19 protein-coding genes are annotated in these 18808 nt (G+C 56.5%); 9 read left to right on the forward strand and 10 right to left on the reverse strand.

Annotation, left to right across the window (positions count from 1 at the left end; all coding sequences use genetic code 11):
• Positions 1-47 precede the first annotated feature (47 nt).
• From dam to trpS, 4 genes are read left to right on the forward strand one after another with little or no spacing between them, the layout of a single operon-like run.
• Entirely contained in the window at positions 48-860 is an 813-nt protein-coding gene (dam, locus tag N5C09_RS13755; protein WP_063449500.1) for an adenine-specific DNA-methyltransferase, read from the forward strand.
• A gap of 39 nt (positions 861-899) precedes the next feature.
• Entirely contained in the window at positions 900-1577 is a 678-nt protein-coding gene (gene rpe / locus N5C09_RS13760; protein ID WP_003861634.1) for a ribulose-phosphate 3-epimerase, read from the forward strand.
• Positions 1570-2331: a phosphoglycolate phosphatase gene (gene gph / locus N5C09_RS13765; RefSeq protein WP_279749234.1), complete on the forward strand. Its 762-nt coding sequence runs from the start codon at positions 1570-1572 to the stop codon at positions 2329-2331. The genes rpe and gph overlap by 8 nt, the downstream gene beginning before the upstream one ends.
• A complete protein-coding gene (gene trpS, locus N5C09_RS13770) occupies positions 2324-3328 on the forward strand; it encodes a tryptophan--tRNA ligase (RefSeq protein WP_023298773.1) in 1005 nt (334 codons plus the stop codon). Before gph ends, trpS begins: the two co-directional genes overlap by 8 nt.
• Before the next feature lie 72 nt (positions 3329-3400).
• On the opposite strand, the gene N5C09_RS13775 is transcribed toward trpS, so the two are convergent.
• From N5C09_RS13775 to tsgA, 5 genes are all read right to left on the reverse strand, one after another.
• Positions 3401-3571, reverse strand: a complete 171-nt coding sequence (locus tag N5C09_RS13775) for a YhfL family protein (protein ID WP_008503029.1) — start codon at positions 3569-3571, stop codon at positions 3401-3403.
• A 143-nt stretch (positions 3572-3714) separates the two neighbouring features.
• Complete coding sequence (cysG, locus tag N5C09_RS13780) at positions 3715-5088, reverse strand: siroheme synthase CysG (RefSeq protein WP_279749236.1); 1374 nt, start codon at positions 5086-5088, stop codon at positions 3715-3717.
• Between the two features lie 134 nt (positions 5089-5222).
• On the reverse strand, positions 5223-5549 hold the full coding sequence (gene nirD / locus N5C09_RS13785) for a nitrite reductase small subunit NirD (protein ID WP_063449497.1): 327 nt from the start codon (positions 5547-5549) through the stop codon (positions 5223-5225).
• The gene (nirB, locus tag N5C09_RS13790) at positions 5546-8089 is read right to left on the reverse strand and encodes a nitrite reductase large subunit NirB (protein ID WP_279749237.1); all 2544 of its coding nucleotides are present in this window, start codon (positions 8087-8089) and stop codon (positions 5546-5548) included. Before nirB ends, nirD begins: the two co-directional genes overlap by 4 nt.
• 260 nt (positions 8090-8349) lie before the next feature.
• Positions 8350-9534, reverse strand: coding sequence for an MFS transporter TsgA (gene tsgA, locus N5C09_RS13795; RefSeq protein WP_279749238.1), 1185 nt, complete (start codon positions 9532-9534; stop codon positions 8350-8352).
• Between the two features lie 278 nt (positions 9535-9812).
• On the opposite strand from tsgA, the gene ppiA reads away from it, so the two are divergent.
• The 4 genes from ppiA to N5C09_RS13815 all read left to right on the forward strand — a co-directional run bounded on the left by ppiA (position 9813) and on the right by N5C09_RS13815 (position 12977).
• The gene (gene ppiA / locus N5C09_RS13800) at positions 9813-10385 is read left to right on the forward strand and encodes a peptidylprolyl isomerase A (protein WP_022649614.1); all 573 of its coding nucleotides are present in this window, start codon (positions 9813-9815) and stop codon (positions 10383-10385) included.
• Positions 10386-10490: 105 nt separating this feature from the next.
• A complete protein-coding gene (locus N5C09_RS13805) occupies positions 10491-11075 on the forward strand; it encodes a putative adenosine monophosphate-protein transferase Fic (protein ID WP_279749239.1) in 585 nt (194 codons plus the stop codon).
• A 30-nt stretch (positions 11076-11105) separates the two neighbouring features.
• Complete coding sequence (gene pabA / locus N5C09_RS13810) at positions 11106-11669, forward strand: aminodeoxychorismate synthase component 2 (protein WP_279749240.1); 564 nt, start codon at positions 11106-11108, stop codon at positions 11667-11669.
• Positions 11670-11756: 87 nt separating this feature from the next.
• Entirely contained in the window at positions 11757-12977 is a 1221-nt protein-coding gene (locus N5C09_RS13815; protein ID WP_279749241.1) for an aspartate aminotransferase family protein, read from the forward strand.
• Here N5C09_RS13815 and N5C09_RS13820 read toward each other — a convergent pair.
• Together N5C09_RS13820 and crp are read right to left on the reverse strand one after the other, a co-directional pair.
• Entirely contained in the window at positions 12974-15061 is a 2088-nt protein-coding gene (locus N5C09_RS13820) for a YccS/YhfK family putative transporter (protein WP_063449491.1), read from the reverse strand. The genes N5C09_RS13815 and N5C09_RS13820 overlap by 4 nt on opposite strands.
• 57 nt (positions 15062-15118) lie before the next feature.
• Positions 15119-15751 carry a cAMP-activated global transcriptional regulator CRP gene (gene crp, locus N5C09_RS13825; RefSeq protein ID WP_000242758.1) on the reverse strand — a complete coding sequence of 211 codons (633 nt, stop codon included), beginning with the start codon at positions 15749-15751 and terminating at the stop codon, positions 15119-15121.
• A 311-nt stretch (positions 15752-16062) separates the two neighbouring features.
• Between crp and N5C09_RS13830 the strand changes: the two genes are divergently transcribed.
• Positions 16063-16467 carry an OsmC family protein gene (locus N5C09_RS13830; protein ID WP_063449490.1) on the forward strand — a complete coding sequence of 135 codons (405 nt, stop codon included), beginning with the start codon at positions 16063-16065 and terminating at the stop codon, positions 16465-16467.
• An 85-nt stretch (positions 16468-16552) separates the two neighbouring features.
• On the opposite strand, the gene N5C09_RS13835 is transcribed toward N5C09_RS13830, so the two are convergent.
• The 3 genes from N5C09_RS13835 to N5C09_RS13845 are packed head-to-tail and all read right to left on the reverse strand — an operon-like array spanning position 16553 to position 18690.
• Positions 16553-17422: a phosphoribulokinase gene (locus N5C09_RS13835; protein ID WP_063449489.1), complete on the reverse strand. Its 870-nt coding sequence runs from the start codon at positions 17420-17422 to the stop codon at positions 16553-16555.
• A 30-nt stretch (positions 17423-17452) separates the two neighbouring features.
• Positions 17453-17671 (reverse strand): YheU family protein, encoded by a 219-nt coding sequence (locus N5C09_RS13840; RefSeq protein WP_003861664.1) that lies wholly within the window; start codon positions 17669-17671, stop codon positions 17453-17455.
• The gene (locus tag N5C09_RS13845) at positions 17668-18690 is read right to left on the reverse strand and encodes a hydrolase (protein ID WP_063449488.1); all 1023 of its coding nucleotides are present in this window, start codon (positions 18688-18690) and stop codon (positions 17668-17670) included. The genes N5C09_RS13840 and N5C09_RS13845 overlap by 4 nt, the downstream gene beginning before the upstream one ends.
• Positions 18691-18808: the final 118 nt, after the last annotated feature.

Raw genomic sequence — 18808 nt, forward strand, 5'->3', positions numbered from 1 at the left:
GTCGGAGCTTTCTCCACAGCCGGAGAAGGTGTAATCAGTTAGTCAGCATGAAAAAAAATCGCGCTTTTCTGAAATGGGCAGGGGGGAAATATCCCCTGCTCGATGATATTAAAAAGCACCTGCCGAAAGGCGAGTGTCTTATCGAGCCCTTCGTGGGTGCTGGATCGGTGTTCCTGAATACCGATTTTTCTCGTTATATCCTGGCGGATATCAACAGCGACCTTATCAGCCTCTATAACATCGTCAAACTGCGTACCGATGAGTATGTGGAAGAGGCGCGGAAGCTCTTTACGCCAGAGAACAACAACCCGGACGTCTACTATCAGTTCCGCGCTGAGTTTAATCAGAGCCAGGATCCGTTCCGTCGCGCGCTGTTGTTTCTTTATCTCAACCGCCATGGTTACAACGGCCTGTGCCGGTATAATCTGCGTGGCGAGTTTAACGTGCCGTTTGGCCGCTATAAGCGCCCCTACTTCCCGCAGGACGAGCTGTATCACTTTGCTGAAAAAGCGCAGAATGCCGAATTTTACTGCCTCTCCTATGAAGAGTGCATGGAGCTGGCGGGCGTAAACTCGGTGGTTTACTGCGACCCGCCTTACGCGCCGCTGTCTGCCACGGCAAACTTCACCGCCTACCATACCAACAGCTTTAGCCCTGCCGAGCAGGCGCGTCTGGCGGAGTTGGCGGAAAAGCTGGTCAGCAAAAGAATTCCGGTGTTAATTTCGAATCACGACACGCCTGATACGCGCGAATGGTACAAAGCCGCGAAGCATTTTCAGGTAAAAGTGCGGCGTAGCATTAGCAGCAACGGCGGCACACGTAAAAAGGTGGACGAACTTCTGGCGCTTTATCGACCCTGAGCCTTTGCCCGCCGGTAAACACATTTCAAGGAGATGCGGATGAAACAGTTTTTGATTGCTCCCTCAATTCTGTCGGCCGATTTTGCCCGCCTGGGTGAAGACACTGCCAAAGCTCTCGCGGCTGGCGCGGACGTCGTCCATTTCGACGTGATGGATAACCACTACGTTCCCAACCTGACCATCGGTCCGATGGTGCTTAAAGCGCTGCGTAATTACGGGATCACCGCGCCCATTGACGTGCATCTGATGGTGAAGCCGGTTGACCGCATCGTGCCTGATTTTGCCGCAGCGGGTGCCAGCATCATCACTTTCCACCCGGAAGCCTCCGAGCACGTTGACCGCACGCTGCAACTGATCAAAGAAAACGGCTGTAAGGCGGGGCTGGTCTTTAACCCAGCGACCCCGCTGAGCTATCTCGACTACGTGATGGACAAGCTGGACGTGATCCTGCTGATGTCCGTTAACCCGGGCTTTGGCGGCCAGTCGTTTATCCCACAGACCCTCGACAAACTGCGTGAAGTGCGCCGCCGTATCGATGAGTCTGGCTATGATATTCGCCTGGAAGTGGACGGCGGCGTGAAGGTGAATAATATCGGTGAGATTGCGGCTGCGGGTGCGGATATGTTCGTCGCGGGCTCCGCCATCTTCGATCAGCCGGATTACAAAAAAGTCATTGATGAAATGCGCCGTGAACTGGCGAAGGTAAGTCATGGATAAATTGCAGGCTATTCGGGGTGTAGCATTTGACCTCGACGGCACGCTGGTCGACAGCGCGCCAGGATTAACCAGCGCCGTCGATCGGGCGCTGTATGCGCTTGAACTCCCCGTTGCGGGCGAAGAGCGCGTCGTGACGTGGATTGGTAACGGTGCGGACGTGCTGATGGAGCGCGCGCTGGCCTGGGCGCGTCAGGAGCGCGCCTCTCAGCGTTCCGCACAGGGAAAACCGAGCGTTGATCTCGCGGATATCCCCCAGGACGAACAGCAGCGTATTCTGCGTAAACTGTTCGACCGTTTCTATGAAGAGACCGTCGAAGAGGGCAGTTTCCTGTTCCCGGATGTCGCTGAAACGCTGGGCGCGTTACATGCGAAAGGCATCCCGCTGGGGCTGGTGACCAACAAACCAACTCCATTCGTTGCGCCTCTGCTGGAAGCGCTGGATATCGCGAAATACTTCTCCGTGATTGTGGGCGGCGATGACGTGCAGAATAAAAAGCCGCATCCGGAACCGCTACTGCTGGTGGCAGGAAAATTATCCTTAGCACCGGCGGAGCTGCTCTTTGTCGGAGATTCCCGCAATGATATTCTGGCTGCCAGAGCGGCAGGTTGCCCGTCTGTTGGGTTGACCTACGGCTACAACTACGGTGAGGCCATTACGCTGAGTGAGCCGGACGTTGTGTTCGACCACTTCAAAGATTTGTTGCCCGCACTCGGGCTCTCGCACAGTGAACATCAGGAATTGAATAATGACTAAGCCCATCGTTTTTAGTGGCGCACAGCCTTCAGGTGAACTGACCATTGGTAACTACATGGGTGCGTTACGTCAGTGGGTGAGCATGCAGGATGACTACCACTGCATTTATTGCATCGTGGATTTGCATGCTATCACCGCGCGTCAGGATCCCGAGAAGCTGCGCAAAGCGACGCTGGATACGCTGGCGCTGTATCTGGCCTGCGGTATCGATCCCGAGAAGAGCACCATTTTCGTTCAGTCTCACGTGCCGGAGCACGCGCAACTGGGCTGGGCGCTGAACTGCTACACCTACTTCGGTGAGCTGAGCCGCATGACCCAGTTCAAGGATAAATCTGCCCGTTACTCTGAAAACATCAACGCCGGTCTGTTTGACTATCCGGTGCTGATGGCGGCCGATATTCTGCTGTATCAGACCAACCAGGTGCCGGTGGGTGAAGACCAGAAGCAGCATCTGGAGCTGAGCCGCGATATCGCCCAGCGCTTCAACGCGCTGTACGGCGACGTGTTCAAGGTGCCGGAGCCGTTTATTCCAAAATCCGGCGCGCGCGTGATGTCGCTGCTGGAGCCGACCAAAAAGATGTCTAAGTCTGACGATAACCGCAACAACGTTATCGGCCTGCTGGAAGATCCGAAATCGGTGGTGAAAAAGCTCAAGCGTGCGGTAACCGACTCCGACGAGCCGCCGGTAGTGCGCTACGACGTGCAGAATAAAGCGGGCGTATCCAACCTGCTGGACATCCTCTCCGGCGTAACCGGACAGAGCATCCCTGAGCTGGAAAAACACTTCGAAGGCAAGATGTACGGCCACCTGAAAGGCGAAGTAGCTGACGCCGTTTCCGGTATGCTGACCGAGTTGCAGGAGCGTTATCATCGTTACCGTAACGACGAAGCATTCCTGCAAAAAGTGATGAAAGAGGGCGCGGAAAAAGCCAGCGCGCGCGCGTCGGAAACCCTGAAAGCGGTGTACGAGGCGATTGGGTTTGTGGCGAAACCATAAGCCGCCACCCGACAAATACGGACTCAATAAAAAAACCGGGAAATTCCCGGTTTTTTTACGCCTGAAAAACGCTTACTGCTGTGCCGCCGGGCCGCAACCGCCAATGATCTTCGAAATGGAGATCGCCGGGTGCAGCAGGTAATCATAGCTGCAATTATTTTTAGTATTTTGAACGTGACCGGTGCAGGCCGTCAGAGTTGATAACAGGCCGACCAGAACGGCAGCTTTTGCCAGTTTGAACATACGCATTCCTTGTCTAAAAATCTAAAATTGGATGTAACACGAGGGAATAAATGGAAAAGTTCCATTATGCGGGCGGTATGTTATCGACTGAGGTATGAAGGGAGTAGTCCGCATAAGGACTACTCCAGGAAGAGAGACTATGGTTAGTGGTTCGAGAACCAGTTCAGCTTTTCGCGCAGCTCAACCACGCGTCCAACAACGATCAGCGCCGGGCTTTGAACCTGCTGCGCCAGCTCGCCCAACTGCGTCAGCACCCCATCAACCACGCGCTGCGTAATGGCGGTACCGTTTTCTACCAGCGCGACCGGCATATCTGCTTCCATGCCGTGCTCCAGCAGTTTCGCCTGAATAGTGGCGGCCTGATTTAGCCCCATATAGAAGACCAGCGTCTGCTTTTCAGCGGCCAGATTATGCCAGTCCAGCTCGCTGCCGGTTTTCAGGTGTCCCGTTACCAGGCGCACGCTCTGGGCATAATCGCGGTGGGTCAACGGGATACCGGAATAGGCAGAACAGCCGGATGCCGCCGTAATGCCCGGCACCACGGAGAACGGAATACCGGCGTTGCACAGGGTTTCCAGCTCTTCGCCGCCGCGACCAAAGATAAACGGATCGCCACCCTTCAGGCGCACCACGCGCTTACCTTTTTGCGCTTCCCGCAGCAGTATCTGGTTGATCTCCTCCTGCGGTACGCAGTGATAACCCGCCCGTTTGCCGACGAACACGCGGTCAGCATCCCGGCGTACCAGGTTCATGATGTCATCAGAGACCAGACGGTCATACACCACGATATCGGCCTGCTGGATCTGCTGTAAGCCTTTCAGCGTCAGCAGGCCCGCATCGCCGGGACCTGCGCCCACCAGCACCACTTCACCGCGGTGATCCAGCGGTTCCGAGAGGAGTTGCTCGGTGGTCTCTTCAACCGCCTTTGCGTCCTGATTGGCCAGTGACTGCGCCAGCCTGTCGTTGACAAAGAACTTCTCCCAGAAGCGACGGCGTTCGCCCACGGTTGAGAAGGTTTGCTTCACGCGGGAACGAAGCTGCCCGGCGTAGTGGGCAATCTGGCCGAGATGCTGCGGCAGCACGGACTCCAGTTTTTCCCGCAGCAGGCGCGCAAGCACGGGCGAGCGGCCGCCGGAGGACACCGCAATCATCAGCGGTGAACGGTCGATAATCGACGGCATGATAAAGCTCGCCTCTTTCGGCGCATCCACCACGTTACAGAAGATGCGGCGCGCTTCGCAGGCGTTGCTGACGCGCTGGTTAACGTCATCGTTATCCGTTGCGGCGATGGTCAGCCAGCAGGTTTCCAGCAGGGATTCATCAAATTCGCCCTGCACCAGCGTGAGCATCCCTTCCTGCGCCCAGACGTCAAACTGTGGGGCGAAGGTGAGGGCGTTAACGGTCAGGCGGGCGCCAGCCTCCAGAAGCAGGCGGGCTTTGCGCTCAGCCACATCGCCGCCACCCACGAGCAGGCAGTCGCGGTTGCGTAATTGACAAAAAATCGGCAGGTGATCCACGACGTTACCTCACAGCATTCATAGCGGGGGAAGAATTGACGTCAGGATAACAGCAGGGATCGTACAGAACATACGGTTTTTCCTGCTGCTACCCACAAGAGGTCATAAGCCTTTCCTATTGGAAAGGCGGAGGGTTACGCTTTCAGCTGCACCTCGCCGTCCTTCACGCGGACGTCGTAGTGCTTCACAGAGAAGCTTTCGTCTTCCATGCAGCGCCCGTCGGTTAAGCGGAAGCGCTGCTTTTTCAGCGGGCTAGCGACCCACAGGTCGCCCTGGTGCTCGGCAATCAGTCCGCGGGAGAGCACGCTGGCCTCAAAGAACGGGTCGATATTGCTGATGGCAAAGACCTGTTCATCGTGGCGAGGGCGGAAAATCGCCACCTGCTCGTTACCCAGCAAAGCACAGACGCCGGTTGCTGGCAGAATGTCGTTAATGTTGCAGATGTTTACCCACTGGCTCATGCGTTTTCCTCCACCAGCATCACCGGAATGCGTTCATACGGGGTTGCAGGACGATGCTGTTCGCGCTCCGGCACCACCTGCACGTTCGGGTCGCGCTGGGTGCTGTTGATAAAGTGTTTGAAGCGCGTCTGCGCCGCAGGCGTGTTCACGGTTTCGCTCCACTCGCAGATCACCGCCTCGCGCAGGCGAGCCATCTCGGACTCCAGCTGTTCGTTCAGACCCAGCTTGTCGTCAATGATGACCGACTTCAGGTAGTCGATACCGCCTTCGAGATTATCCAGCCAGGACGCGGTACGGGTCAGCTTATCGGCGGTACGAATGTAGAACATCATGAAGCGGTCGAGATACTTGATCAGCGTATCGCGATCGAGATCCGCCGCCAGCAGATCCGCGTGGCGAGGTTTCATCCCGCCGTTGCCGCACACGTACAGGTTCCAGCCTTTCTCGGTGGCGATGATACCCACGTCTTTACCCTGCGCTTCCGCACATTCACGGGTGCAGCCTGAGACGCCGAACTTCATTTTGTGCGGAGTACGGATGCCTTTGTAGCGGTTTTCCAGCTCGACGCCGAAGCCCACGCTGTCGCCTACGCCGTAGCGGCACCAGGTGCTGCCCACGCAGGTTTTCGCCATGCGCAGCGCTTTGGCATACGCGTGACCGGTTTCGAAGCCCGCCTCAATCAGCTGACGCCAGATTTCCGGCAGATCATCTTTTTGCGCACCAAACAGGCCGATACGCTGAGAACCGGTGATTTTGGTGTACAGGTTAAACTCACGGGCGATACGGCCCACGGCGACCAGCCCTTCCGGAGTGATTTCCCCTCCGGCAGAACGCGGGATCACCGAGTAAGTCCCGTCTTTCTGAATGTTGGCCAGGAAGTTGTCGTTAGTGTCCTGAAGCGGGGTGTGCTCTGGTTTGAGCACATACTCGTTCCAGCAGGACGCCAGCAGGGAACCGACGGTCGGCTTACACACTTCACAGCCGTAGCCCTGGCCATGTTTCTCCAGCAGCTCGTCGAAGGATTTGATGCCTTCCACACGGATCAGGTGATACAGCTCCTGGCGAGAGTAAGCGAAGTGCTCGCACAGGTTGTTGTTCACTTCGATGCCCTGTTTCGCCAGTTCAGCGTTCAGCACCTGCGTGACCAGCGGAATACAGCCGCCGCAGCCGGTACCAGCTTTGGTTTCGGCTTTCAGCGCCGCAACGGTGTGGCAGCCTTTGTTGATGGCGGAGATCAGCATGCCTTTGGTGACGTCGAAACAGGAGCAAATCTGCGCGCTGTCCGGCAGTTTATCTACGCCGATCGACGGTTTGCCGCTGGAGGCATGTGCCGGCAGGATCAGCGCGTCCGGGTTTTCCGGCAGCTCAATGGCGTTCAGCACCAGCTGGAGCAGGTTACCGAAGTCGCTGGTATCGCCCACCAGCACCGCACCGAGCAGGGTTTTGTTGTCCTGGCTGACGATAAGGCGTTTGTAGACCTCTTTGCTTTCGTCCAGATAGACGTAGCTGCGGGAGTTCGGAGTGCGGCCATGCGCATCGCCAATGCCGCCTACGTCCACGCCCAGCAGCTTCAGCTTGGCGCTCATGTCTGCGCCGGTAAAGGCGTTTTCGTTGCCGAGGATATGGTCAACGGCAACCTGCGCCATTTTGTACCCTGGCGCCACCAGACCGTACACGCGGTTATTCCAGCTGGCACATTCGCCGATGGCGTAGATATCCGGATCGGAGGTCTGGCAGGTATCATTGATCATGATCCCGCCGCGCTGGGCGACGGCCAGGCCGCACTGCGTGGCGAGCTTGTCGCGTGGACGAATACCGGTGGAGAAGACGATGAAGTCCACTTCCAGCTCGCTGCCGTCGGCAAAGCGCATGGTTTTACGCGCTTCGGTACCTTCCTGCACGATCTCTTTGGTGTTTTTGCTGGTGTGAACCTTCACGCCCATGCTTTCGATTTTACGGCGTAGCTGATCGCCACCCATGTGGTCCAGCTGTTCCGCCATCAGCATCGGGGCAAATTCGATGACGTGGGTTTCAACGCCGAGGTTTTTCAGCGCGCCTGCCGCTTCCAGGCCCAGCAGACCACCGCCGACAACCGCACCGCGTTTGCTCCGACGTGCGCAGGATTCAATGGCGTTGAGGTCTTCAATGGTACGGTAAACGAAGCAATCCTGGGTTTCCGACCCTTTAATCGGCGGGATCCACGGATACGAGCCAGTCGCCATGATCAGCTTATCGTAAAAAACCGTACGCCCGGCGCTGGAGTGGATCACTTTCTCCTGACGGTTGATGGTGATAGCGCGTTCGCCCACCAGCACTTTTACGCCATGCTTCTCGTAGAACCCGTCGCGCACCAGAGAGAGCTCTTCGGCGGTATGGTGGGAGAAGTAGGAAGACAGGTGCACACGGTCGTACGCCTTGCGGGGTTCTTCACAGAACACGGTAATATCGAACTGGTCAGCATCGGCTTTATCGAGAAGATCCTCAATAAAGCGGTGGCCGACCATGCCGTTACCGATGATAGCGAGTCTGACTTTGCTCATTTTTGCCTCGATTTCTTTTCTATTACTGCCTACCTTAACGATTCAGCAGAGGCACTTATTGATGCAAATCAAATACGCCTGCACCTACCCCTTAGTGGGTATATCTATGATTTGTCAGGATTTTTATAAGTGGCGGATATTGTTCGTTTTTTGTGCTTGCTTGTTTTTTGCACAAATTTAGTGGGGTTTTATACGAATCGGCAGTCAGAGCGGGTGAGCAGGGTGAAACCCCTTTGCAGAACGCAAAGGGGTGATGGCGATTAGTGGGTAGCCGTTGCCGTATTGTGCTGGCGGTGACGGGTCACAAAGCCCAGCACGAAGCACATGATAAACACCACGGCGTACAGACCATTAGCGGTATGCAGCGCCGCCAGCGGGCCGCTGTGCGCCACAATCGGGCCCGTGACCACGAAGGTCAGCATGGTGCCGATGGTGCCGCAGGTCAGCACGAAGTTCACCAGCTTTGGCGAGGCCACTTTGGTCTGAAGTGAGCCAAGGGTGATGATCGAGGTATAAATCGCGCTGGAGAAGAAGCCCAGGGTCAGAATGAACCACGGCATATGCTCCGGGGAACCGTTGATGAACAGATACATCAGCACGGTCGCCAGACCCGCCAGAACGGTCAGAATACGTTGCAGGTCGAAGAAGCGCAGGATGAAGCTAAAGGCCCACATGCCGAACATGTAAGACATCCAGAAATCGCTCACCAGCTTGCCCGCGTCGTTCAGGCTCATGCCCAAACCTTTGGCGTATTCCGGTACCCACGAGATAAAGCCCAGCTGACCGAGGATGTAGCACAGGGCGGCAATGGAGAGGAACAGCACGCCGATACCCCATTTTTCCTTCGCCACCGGCTCTGAGGTGTTCTGCGCTTTTTTGCCGAGCACCGGGAAGTCACAGCCGAAGGTCAGAATGAAGATCGCGACATAGACCAGACCGATACAGGCGTATACCCAGTACCATTCAATGCTGCGCGCGAGAAGATACGCGGCGACCATCGGGAAAATCATCCCGGCCATGCTGAAGAAGGAGTCGGTAAACAGCAGACGCGCGCCGCGCTGGCGGCCTTCATACATATGGGTGATCAGGAACGTACCGATCGACATGGTGATCCCGCTCACCAGGCCCAGCACGAACATGGCGGCGGAGAACAGGGCGATGCTGTGGCTCAACATCAGGCCCGCCACGGCGGCAACCATCAGCACGAAGCCGAAGCGCAGCTGGGTTTTCAGCGGCACGATTTCCATCAGCCAGGCATTCAGGAAAATAGAGATCAGGATCCCCGCGTTCAGGAAGGTGAAGGTGTTACTCATGCTGGAAACGGGCAGCTGGAAATACTCTGCGATATTACCCATCACCATCCCGGTGACGATCACCAACGCGCCAGTCAGGGCGTAAGAGAAGAAGCTGATCCATGTGAGCTTGATGCGATTGCTGTTAGTCATGTCTGGCCTGTTAAAAGTAAAGAAAAACGCATGGACTGCGTTTGAGCGGGCAGATTTTAGTCGCGAAAGTGATCTAATTAAATCTTTTAAGAAAATTTTGAGCACAATTGCAGGCTTTAACGTGATAAAGATCACATTCTATCGCGTACTGAACAATCGTTTGCGCGGTAATAATTGTTTCAATTTCGTAAAATTAGGTAAAAGACTGGTCTGGGTTCATACTGCTCTTTAGAATCAAGCCATTCGCTTTTTATACTGCGCTTTGTTAAGGAATTCTCATGCTCAAATCAACACTGGCGGCTGTCGCAGCTGTGTTTGCTCTTTCTGCCGTTTCCCCTGCTGCGCTGGCAGCCAAAGGAGACCCTCACGTCCTGCTGACTACCTCTGCGGGGAATATTGAGCTGGAGCTGGATAGCCAGAAAGCCCCCGTTTCCGTGAAAAACTTCCTCGACTACGTGAACAGTGGTTTTTATAACAACACCACGTTCCACCGCGTGATCCCGGGCTTTATGATTCAGGGCGGCGGTTTCAACGAGCAGATGCAGCAGAAAAAGCCTAACCCGCCAATCAAAAATGAAGCGGATAACGGCCTGCTGAACAAGCGTGGCACCATTTCCATGGCGCGTACGGCGGATAAAGACAGCGCCACCAGCCAGTTCTTCCTCAACGTGGCGGACAACGCTTTCCTGGATCACGGCCAGCGCGACTTTGGCTATGCGGTCTTCGGTAAAGTTGTGAAAGGCATGGACGTGGCGGACAAGATCTCTCAGGTTCAGACCCACGATGTCGGTCCATACCAGAATGTGCCGTCTAAGCCAGTGGTGATCCTCTCCGCGAAAGTGCTGCCGTAATCGTTCTTCCACACGGGCATATCCTGCCCGTGTCTTTCCCTCCTCCCAGCGAAAGCGCGTTTTGCTGCTTATACTTGTGGCAAACGGACTATTCAGGGAGGCGTAGTGAAAAAACTCACCGACAAGCAAAAATCCCGACTCTGGGAGCAACAGCGTAGCGTCAATCTTCAGGCCAGTCGCCTTCTTGAAAAAGGCAAGGGTCCAGCTGAACCCGATATTGAGACGCTGGAACTGGGGCCTTCTGCACCGGGTTTACCCCATCTGTGCCTTATTCACCGCCATTTATTCCGCAACGAAATGAAAGGGGCTGGTGAGCTGCGCACCGCCGATATTTCCAAAGGCGACATTCCTTTTTGCCATTTCGAGTACATCGAGAAGGTGGGGAATGAGCTGATGGCTTCGCTGGAAACCGATAAATATCTGGTTGGCCTTCCGAAAGAGGATTTCACAGACAAAATGAGCCACTACTACTGTGAAATCAACATGCTACATCCGTTTATGAGCGGCAATGGCGTGGCCCAGCGGATCTTCTTTGAACAGCTGGCGATCCATGCGGGCTACGTGCTGAACTGGCAGGGTATCGACCCGGACGACTGGGCCGCCGCCAACCAGAGCGGGGCGACGGGGGATCTGGCCGCCCTGAACGCCATCTTTGCTAAAGTAGTGAGCGAAGCGCGGGGATCTGAGTAGAATAGGGCGGCAATTTTTTCGGGGGCCGCCATGATTCTGCTGATTGATAACTACGATTCCTTTACCTGGAACCTTTACCAGTATTTTTGTGAGCTGGGGGCAGAGGTGGTTGTCCGCCGTAACGACGAGATCGCGCTGGCAGACATTGACACGCTGGCTCCCCGGAAAATCGTGATTTCGCCGGGGCCGTGTACCCCGTCGGAGTCCGGTGTCTCCCTGGAGGCGATCCGCCACTACGCGGGCAGGCTGCCGATTCTGGGCGTCTGCCTTGGCCATCAGGCCATTGCGCAGGTTTTTGGCGCGACCATTGTCCGTGCCGCGAAAGTCATGCACGGTAAAACCTCGCCGGTCACGCACTCCGGTACGGGCGTATTCTCAGGACTCAACAATCCGCTAACCGTGACGCGCTACCATTCGCTGGTGATCGATCCGCCGACGCTCCCGGCCTGCTTTGAGGTTACCGCCTGGAGCGAGACGCAGGAGATCATGGGCATTCGTCACCGGGACTGGGATCTTGAAGGCGTGCAGTTCCACCCGGAAAGCATCCTGAGCGAGCAGGGGCACGCGCTGCTGGCGAATTTCCTCAACCGCTGAATATCTGTTGCCTTGCTGTGATTTTTTATGCATATTTTGTGATTATATTTTCACAATCACTGTGACATAAAAATGGATGGTCATGACATGGCAACTGAACAACCAGCAATTACCCGCGCGACATTCGATGAAGTGATCCTGCCGATTTATGCACCGGCTGAGTTTATTCCGGTAAAAGGGAAAGGCAGCCGCGTGTGGGATCAGCAGGGCAGAGAGTACGTAGATTTCGCGGGCGGTATTGCGGTGACGGCGCTGGGACATTGCCATCCTGCGCTGGTGGACGCGCTGAAAACCCAGGGCGAAACCCTGTGGCACACCAGCAACGTTTTCACCAACGAACCGGCGCTGCGCCTGGGCCGTAAGATCATCGATGCAACCTTCGCCGAACGCGTGCTGTTTATGAACTCCGGCACCGAAGCCAACGAAACCGCCTTTAAGCTGGCGCGCTATTACGCAACCACGCGCCACAGCCCGTATAAAACCAAAATCATCGCCTTCCATAACGCTTTCCACGGTCGCTCGTTCTTTACCGTTTCCGTGGGCGGCCAGCCGAAGTATTCCGACGGCTTTGGCCCGAAACCAGCGGACATCATCCACGTGCCGTTTAACGATCTGCACGCGGTGAAGGCGGTGATGGACGACCATACCTGCGCGGTGGTGGTCGAGCCGATTCAGGGGGAAGGCGGCGTCACGGCGGCTACCCCGGAATTTCTGAAAGGGCTGCGCGAGCTGTGCGATGCGCATCAGGCGCTGCTGGTGTTTGATGAAGTGCAGTGCGGGATGGGGCGTACCGGGGATCTGTTCGCTTACATGCACTACGGCGTCACGCCGGATATTCTGACCAGCGCGAAAGCGCTCGGCGGCGGCTTCCCGGTTAGCGCGGTGCTCACCACCCAGGATATCGCTTCTGCGTTCCACGTCGGCTCACACGGCTCCACCTACGGCGGTAATCCGCTGGCGTGCGCCGTGGCGGGCGCGGCGTTCGACATCATCAACACGCCGGACGTTCTGAACGGCGTGAATGCGAAACGCGACCTGTTTGTGAAACACCTGAAAAAGATTGATGAACAGTACGACGTGTTCAGCGAGATCCGCGGCATGGGGCTGCTGATCGGCGCCGAGCTGAAGCCGCAGTACAAAGGCCGCGCGCGCGATTTCCTGCACGCCGCCGCGCACGAAGGCGTCATGGTGCTCAACGCCGGGCCGGACGTGATGCGCTTTGCGCCGTCGCTGGTGGTGGAAGAGAACGACATTGAAGACGGGTTAACCCGCTTTGCCGCGGCGGTCGCGAAGATTGTAAAAGGCTAATACGCCGTCCGCTTCAACCTGCGGGTTAGCCAAATCCCGTGATGCGGACGCTGACGCCATGCTACCGACGAAATGGTGTGCATGGTGTTCAGGTGCCCGAGAACGCGCTGCAAATGCTGCTCCAGGGTGCTCATCGGGCCGTGAGTGAGTGTTTCCGGCGCTTCCAGAATATTTGACTCTCCCGACTCGCCAGGCGCGTCATACTCCAGACGCTGCTGACAGCGCTGCAACGCAATTTCACACGACTGTAAATAACGCTGCGCCAGGTCTGGCGTCAGCATGGTGTGCTCGCGCGCCAGCGTGGTCATGGCGTTGATGTGCTCGACGATAAACTGGCTGTGCGTCACCCACAATTTCATGTCCGCCAGGTAGTGCGCGTTAAAGCCCGGCTCCTGCATGGCCTGGTTCAGGGAGTTGAACAGGGCGTTGTGCGCCTGGTTGACCTTCATGCGCTCGTAGGCCAGCGGGGAGGGCTGCGGGTCGTCGCTCAGGATCAGACGAATGGCCTGCTGATCGGCCTCCAGCGCGTCGTGGGCGTTCTGCCTCAGCAGCCCGCTCTGCCACTGCGGCCACAGCCAGACCATACCGCCAAAGGCGATCAGGCAGCCAATCAGCGTATCGACCAGACGGGCAATAATAAACTGTTCCCCGTTAAGCGTGAGCAGTTGCAGGGTATACACCGCCGTCACCGTAAAGCCCACCATCGCCCAGCCGTAGTTTTTGCGGATGATCAGATAGCTCACCAGCGTGATCGCCAGCATACCGGCCAGGGTATAGCCCTCCGGCACGTGAAAGTGCAGCGTCACGCCCGCGATAATCAGCCCCGCCATCGTGCCGCCCGCACGATGCAGAATACGGACCCGCGTGGCGCCATAGCCGTTCTGGGTAACAAACAGCACGGTCATTAAGATCCAGTAGGGTTTCGGCAGGTGCAGGGCCATTCCCATCAGGCTGGCGATGCTCAGCATCACGCTGATCCGCGCGGCGTTGCGCAGGGCGGAAGACTTCAGCGACAGGTAGCTTTTCAGCGCGGGCAGCAGCGGGAGCCGTTTTTGCTTATCGGCCATCAGGTCGCGGGCATAAAGCGGGCGCTGGGTGCGCAGCACGCGGGCGATGCGGCTGAAATGCCAGGCGGCAAATTGCCCGACCGGGTTATCCGCGTGCTGACGCGCAATCTTTTCCAGCGCGCCGAGCTGTTTATCCATGTTAAAGCGCGTCGGGTAGCGGTGATAGAGAATATCATCAGCCAACACCCGCAGGCGCGCCGCGACGGTCTGCGCATTCCAGCGGATCACCGCTTCCGCATGGCTGCGCTCCACCAGCTTTTGCACCTCTTCCGGATTATGCAGGCTGACGGAGATATGCTCCTGCAAATCCAGCCCGACCTGGAAGGTACGCAACAGCCGCTTGTATTCATGATTTTTATTGGCGGCAAGCATATGCAGCTGCTGGTAGCACTGGCTGATCAGATCCACCACTTTTTGCTGCCGCTCCAGCAGCGGCGGCAGGGATTTTTCCGGGTCGGTATGCTGGGTGAGCAGGGTGTATTTAGCTTCGCAGTATTCAGCAAGCTGCACGTAGAGCAGGCTCAGGGATTCACGCAGCGGCTGTTCCCGCCACAGCCAGAACCAGAACCAGTTAAACAGCCCGTACCACAGCGTGCCGAGGGCGTAGATCAGCAATGGCTCCCACACCGGCATATTGCCCGCAAGGCTTAAGGTGAAGATGGCGGCTATCAGCGACGCGGGAAGCAGGCGGGCGTGCAGCGAACTGATTTCGGCGGTGACGCCGAGCGTCATCGCCAGCACGGTCAGGATCAGCGGCAGCGGAATGTCGCGGGCCAGTAAAAGCTGCACGGCAAGGCTACAGCCGGCAAACAGGCAGCCGCCAATAATCAGGCGTTTGAAAAAGCGTTTATGCGGCGTGTCCAGACCGGCAATGTTGCAGCAGGCGGGCACGAGAGAAAACAGCAACCCCTGCTGAAGATGTCCGAGAAGCAGGCCCACGGCCACGGGGAGACACAACACCAGCGTTTGTCGCAGTGCGTAGTTAACTTCCGGGTGATAGATCAGCCTGCGCCACATGAGGAGTAGAGACAAAAACGGCGTGCCACCCTGCGGCGGCACGCCGTCTGACCGGAATTAACGGGTCCCGTAAACCACGATGGTTTTACCGTGGGCGGAGATCAGGTTCTGGTCTTCCAGCATCTTCAGGATACGGCCCACTGTTTCACGGGAACAGCCGACAATCTGACCGATTTCCTGGCGGGTAATTTTAATTTGCATACCGTCAGGGTGGGTCATGGCGTCCGGCTGTTTCGCCAGGTTCAGCAGCGTCTGCGCGATACGACCGGTTACGTCCAGGAAAGCAAGGTTACCCACCTTCTCAGAGGTCACTTGCAGACGGCGTGCCATCTGGGAAGAAAGACGCATCAGGATGTCAGGGTTGACCTGAATCAGCTGACGGAATTTCTTGTAAGAAATTTCAGCCACTTCACATGCTGTTTTAGCACGAACCCAGGCGCTACGTTCCTGGCCTTCTTCAAACAGGCCCAGTTCACCGATAAAATCGCCCTGGTTCAGATAAGAAAGGATCATCTCTTTCCCTTCTTCATCTTTGATCAGCACGGCCACCGAGCCTTTAACGATGTAATACAACGTTTCCGCTTTTTCACCCTGGTGAATCAGCGTGCTCTTTGATGGGTACTTATGAATGTGGCAATGAGACAAGAACCATTCGAGAGTCGGGTCTGTTTGCGGTTTGCCAAGCACCATGCGCTGTTATCCTCTGTTATAAGCTGTCACCAGAGTCATAAGATGCATCCGGACTCTGGGGTTGCAATCGAATTCTTACCCATACCCTGGGAAGTCGGCTGTCGTAACGTTTCGCAGCCAGTAAAGTTTGATGTCCTCTGCATACATGTGTAACGTCAATGTATTACTGTAGCATCCAGAGTGTTTTAGCATAGCTTTCGCTGCGTGTCTCCTGGTGTCTCGCTTCAGCATGACGCAGGTCGCCTTCCGTTGCGAGAAATGTAACGTACACGTAATCTGTCATAAAAAATGCAACGTTGGAGTGAGTGAATATGCAAGCGCGTGTGAAATGGGTTGAAGGGTTAACGTTCCTGGGCGAGTCGGCCTCCGGGCACCAGGTTTTGATGGACGGTAACTCCGGCGATAAAGCCCCAAGCCCGATGGAAATGGTGCTGATGGCGGCAGGCGGATGCAGCGCGATCGACGTGGTGTCGATCCTGCAAAAAGGCCGTCATGACGTGACCGATTGTGAAGTGAAGCTGACGTCAGAACGTCGCGAAGAGGCGCCACGCCTGTTCACGCACATCAATCTGCATTTTGTTGTCACCGGGAAAGCGCTGAAAGACGCGGCGGTGTCACGCGCGGTGGATCTCTCAGCGGAGAAGTACTGCTCCGTGGCGTTGATGCTGGAGAAAGCGGTAAACATCACCCATTCGTATGAAGTGATCGAGGCTTAATCTTTTGGCGGGTGGCGCTTCGCTGACCCGCCCTACAAAAGCATGACCGTAGGCCCGGTAAGCGCAGCGCCACCGGGCAAAAAAATCACGCGATCTGCTTCCCTTCCATCAGCCGCTGCACCAGCGGCGTCATGATCAGCTCCATCGCCAGCCCCATTTTTCCGCCCGGCACCACTAACGTATTCATGTGCGAAATAAACGAGCCTTGCAGCATCGCCAGCAGCCAGGGGTAATCGATGCCTTCCAGGTTGCGGAAGTGGATCACCACAAAGCTTTCGTCCAGCGAGGGAATGCTTTTCGCGGCGAACGGGTTAGAGGTATCCACGGTGGGCACGCGCTGGAAGTTAATGTGGGTGCGGGAGAACTGTGGCGTCAGGAAGTTGATGTAGTCTTCCATGGAGCGCACCACCGAGTCCATCACCGCTTCACGCGAGTGGCCGCGCTCGCTGATGTCGCGCGTCAGCTTCTGGATCCACTCAAGGTTAACAATCGGCACCACCCCCACCAGCAAATCCACGTGGCGCGCCACGTCGTGCTGAGGCGTCACCACGCCGCCGTGCAACCCTTCGTAAAACAGCACGTCAGTTGGTTCCGGCAGCGGCTGCCAGGGCGTGAACGTGCCGGGTACCTGGTTCCAGGGAACGGCTTCATCGTAGGTGTGCAGATACTTGCGGGACTGTCCGGTGCCGCTTTGCCCGTATTCGCGGAAGGTTTGCTCCAGCAGGCCGAAGTCATTCGCCTCCGGACCAAAGTAGCTGATGTGTTTACCCAGATCGCGCGCCTTGCGGATGGCCATGTCCATCTCCGGGCGCGTGTAGCGGTGAAAGCTGTCGCCCTCTACCTCTGCCGCCCGTAAATTCAGCTGTGCGAAGATCTTGCGGAAGGCGAGGCTGGTGGTGGTGGTTCCCGCCCCGCTCGAACCCGTAACGGCAATAACCGGATGTCTGGCAGACATAGCAACTCCCTGACTGGAAAAGTTTTAAGATCAGCCATGAAACGCGTTGCGGGGCATGATATTGACCGTCTCATGCAGTTCGGACCATACCAGCACCACGTCGCCGCTTTTAAGCTGGCGCTTAACATCGTTGACCTTTTGTTCAAGCGAACGTTCATGTTCACCATAATCGGTGCCTTCGCGCAAGACAAAGCTTTCAATCAGATTATCGAGCGTTTCGGGAGAGAGATCCTGCCAGGGAATAATCATTTTTTACCGTCCAGATAAGCCGTTAACCAGTCGGGAATACGCGTCTCAAGCCACATTTTAGGCCGACGCAGCGTGCCGCCAACAAAGCCGACGTGTCCGCCGAACTCGGTAAGCTGATACTGCACGTTGGCCGGCAGATAATCGGGCGCGGGGATCGAGTGATGATCCATAAACGGATCGTCTTTGGCGTGGATAATCAGCGTGGGTTTCGTGATTTGATTCAGTAAAGGCATGGCGCTGCACTGACGGTAATAGTCGATTGCATCGGCAAAGCCGTGAATTTTCGAGGTGATCAAATCATCAAACTCGCGCAGGCGCTTCACGCGTTTAAGCTGTTGCAGCGTCACAGGCAGCGTATCCGGGTAGGCCTTTAACTTGCGCGCGGCGTTGGCTTTCAGCAGGTTGAGCAGGTAACGCTGGTAGACTCGCGAAAACCCCTTTTCCATATGATAGCTGCACTGCTCAAGCATAAATGGCGCAGAGACAATAACCGCCGCGTCCAGCGGTACGGCGTCGCTCTCTTTCGCCAGCAGGCAGGCCAGCATATTGCCGCCCAGCGAATATCCCACCGCTGCCGTTGGCGCGGCGCCAAAACGGTCTCTCAGCCAGCGCAGAAACCAGGTGCCGTCCTCGGTTTCACCCGAGTGATAGATGCGTTTCTGGCGATTCGGCTCGCCGCTGCATCCGCGAAAGTGCATCACGACCCCAAGCCAGCCGCGGGCTTTCGCCGCCTCGATGAGGCCGTGGGCGTAAGGGCTGTGCAGGCTGCCTTCCAGACCGTGAAACACCACCAGACGAGGTTTATGTTTGGCCCGCTCCGGATCTTCGCTCCAGGCAAGATCCAAAAAGTCGCCATCCGGCAAATCCAGGCGTTGCCAGTGAGGGGCGAACCGTACCTTGCGCCGGATCAGGCGCGGCAGCATGGTTTGCAGGTGGGGGTTAGCCACCCCGCGCATGGGCACAAACTCTGCGCTCTCTTCGGCTGCAATGTCAAAGTCTGAGGGAATGATTTGGGTCATAAGGGCGATGCTGATTCTTGTCAGTAATTAACTATACCTTCCGGATTGTACCCCGTTTAGCCCGTTTTTCCGAAATATGAACTGATCCCGATCACATTTCCTTACCTTGTTTATTACT

It is taken from the genome of Enterobacter sp. GD03975 (assembly GCF_029838645.1).
Lineage (GTDB): Bacteria > Pseudomonadota > Gammaproteobacteria > Enterobacterales > Enterobacteriaceae > Enterobacter > Enterobacter quasihormaechei.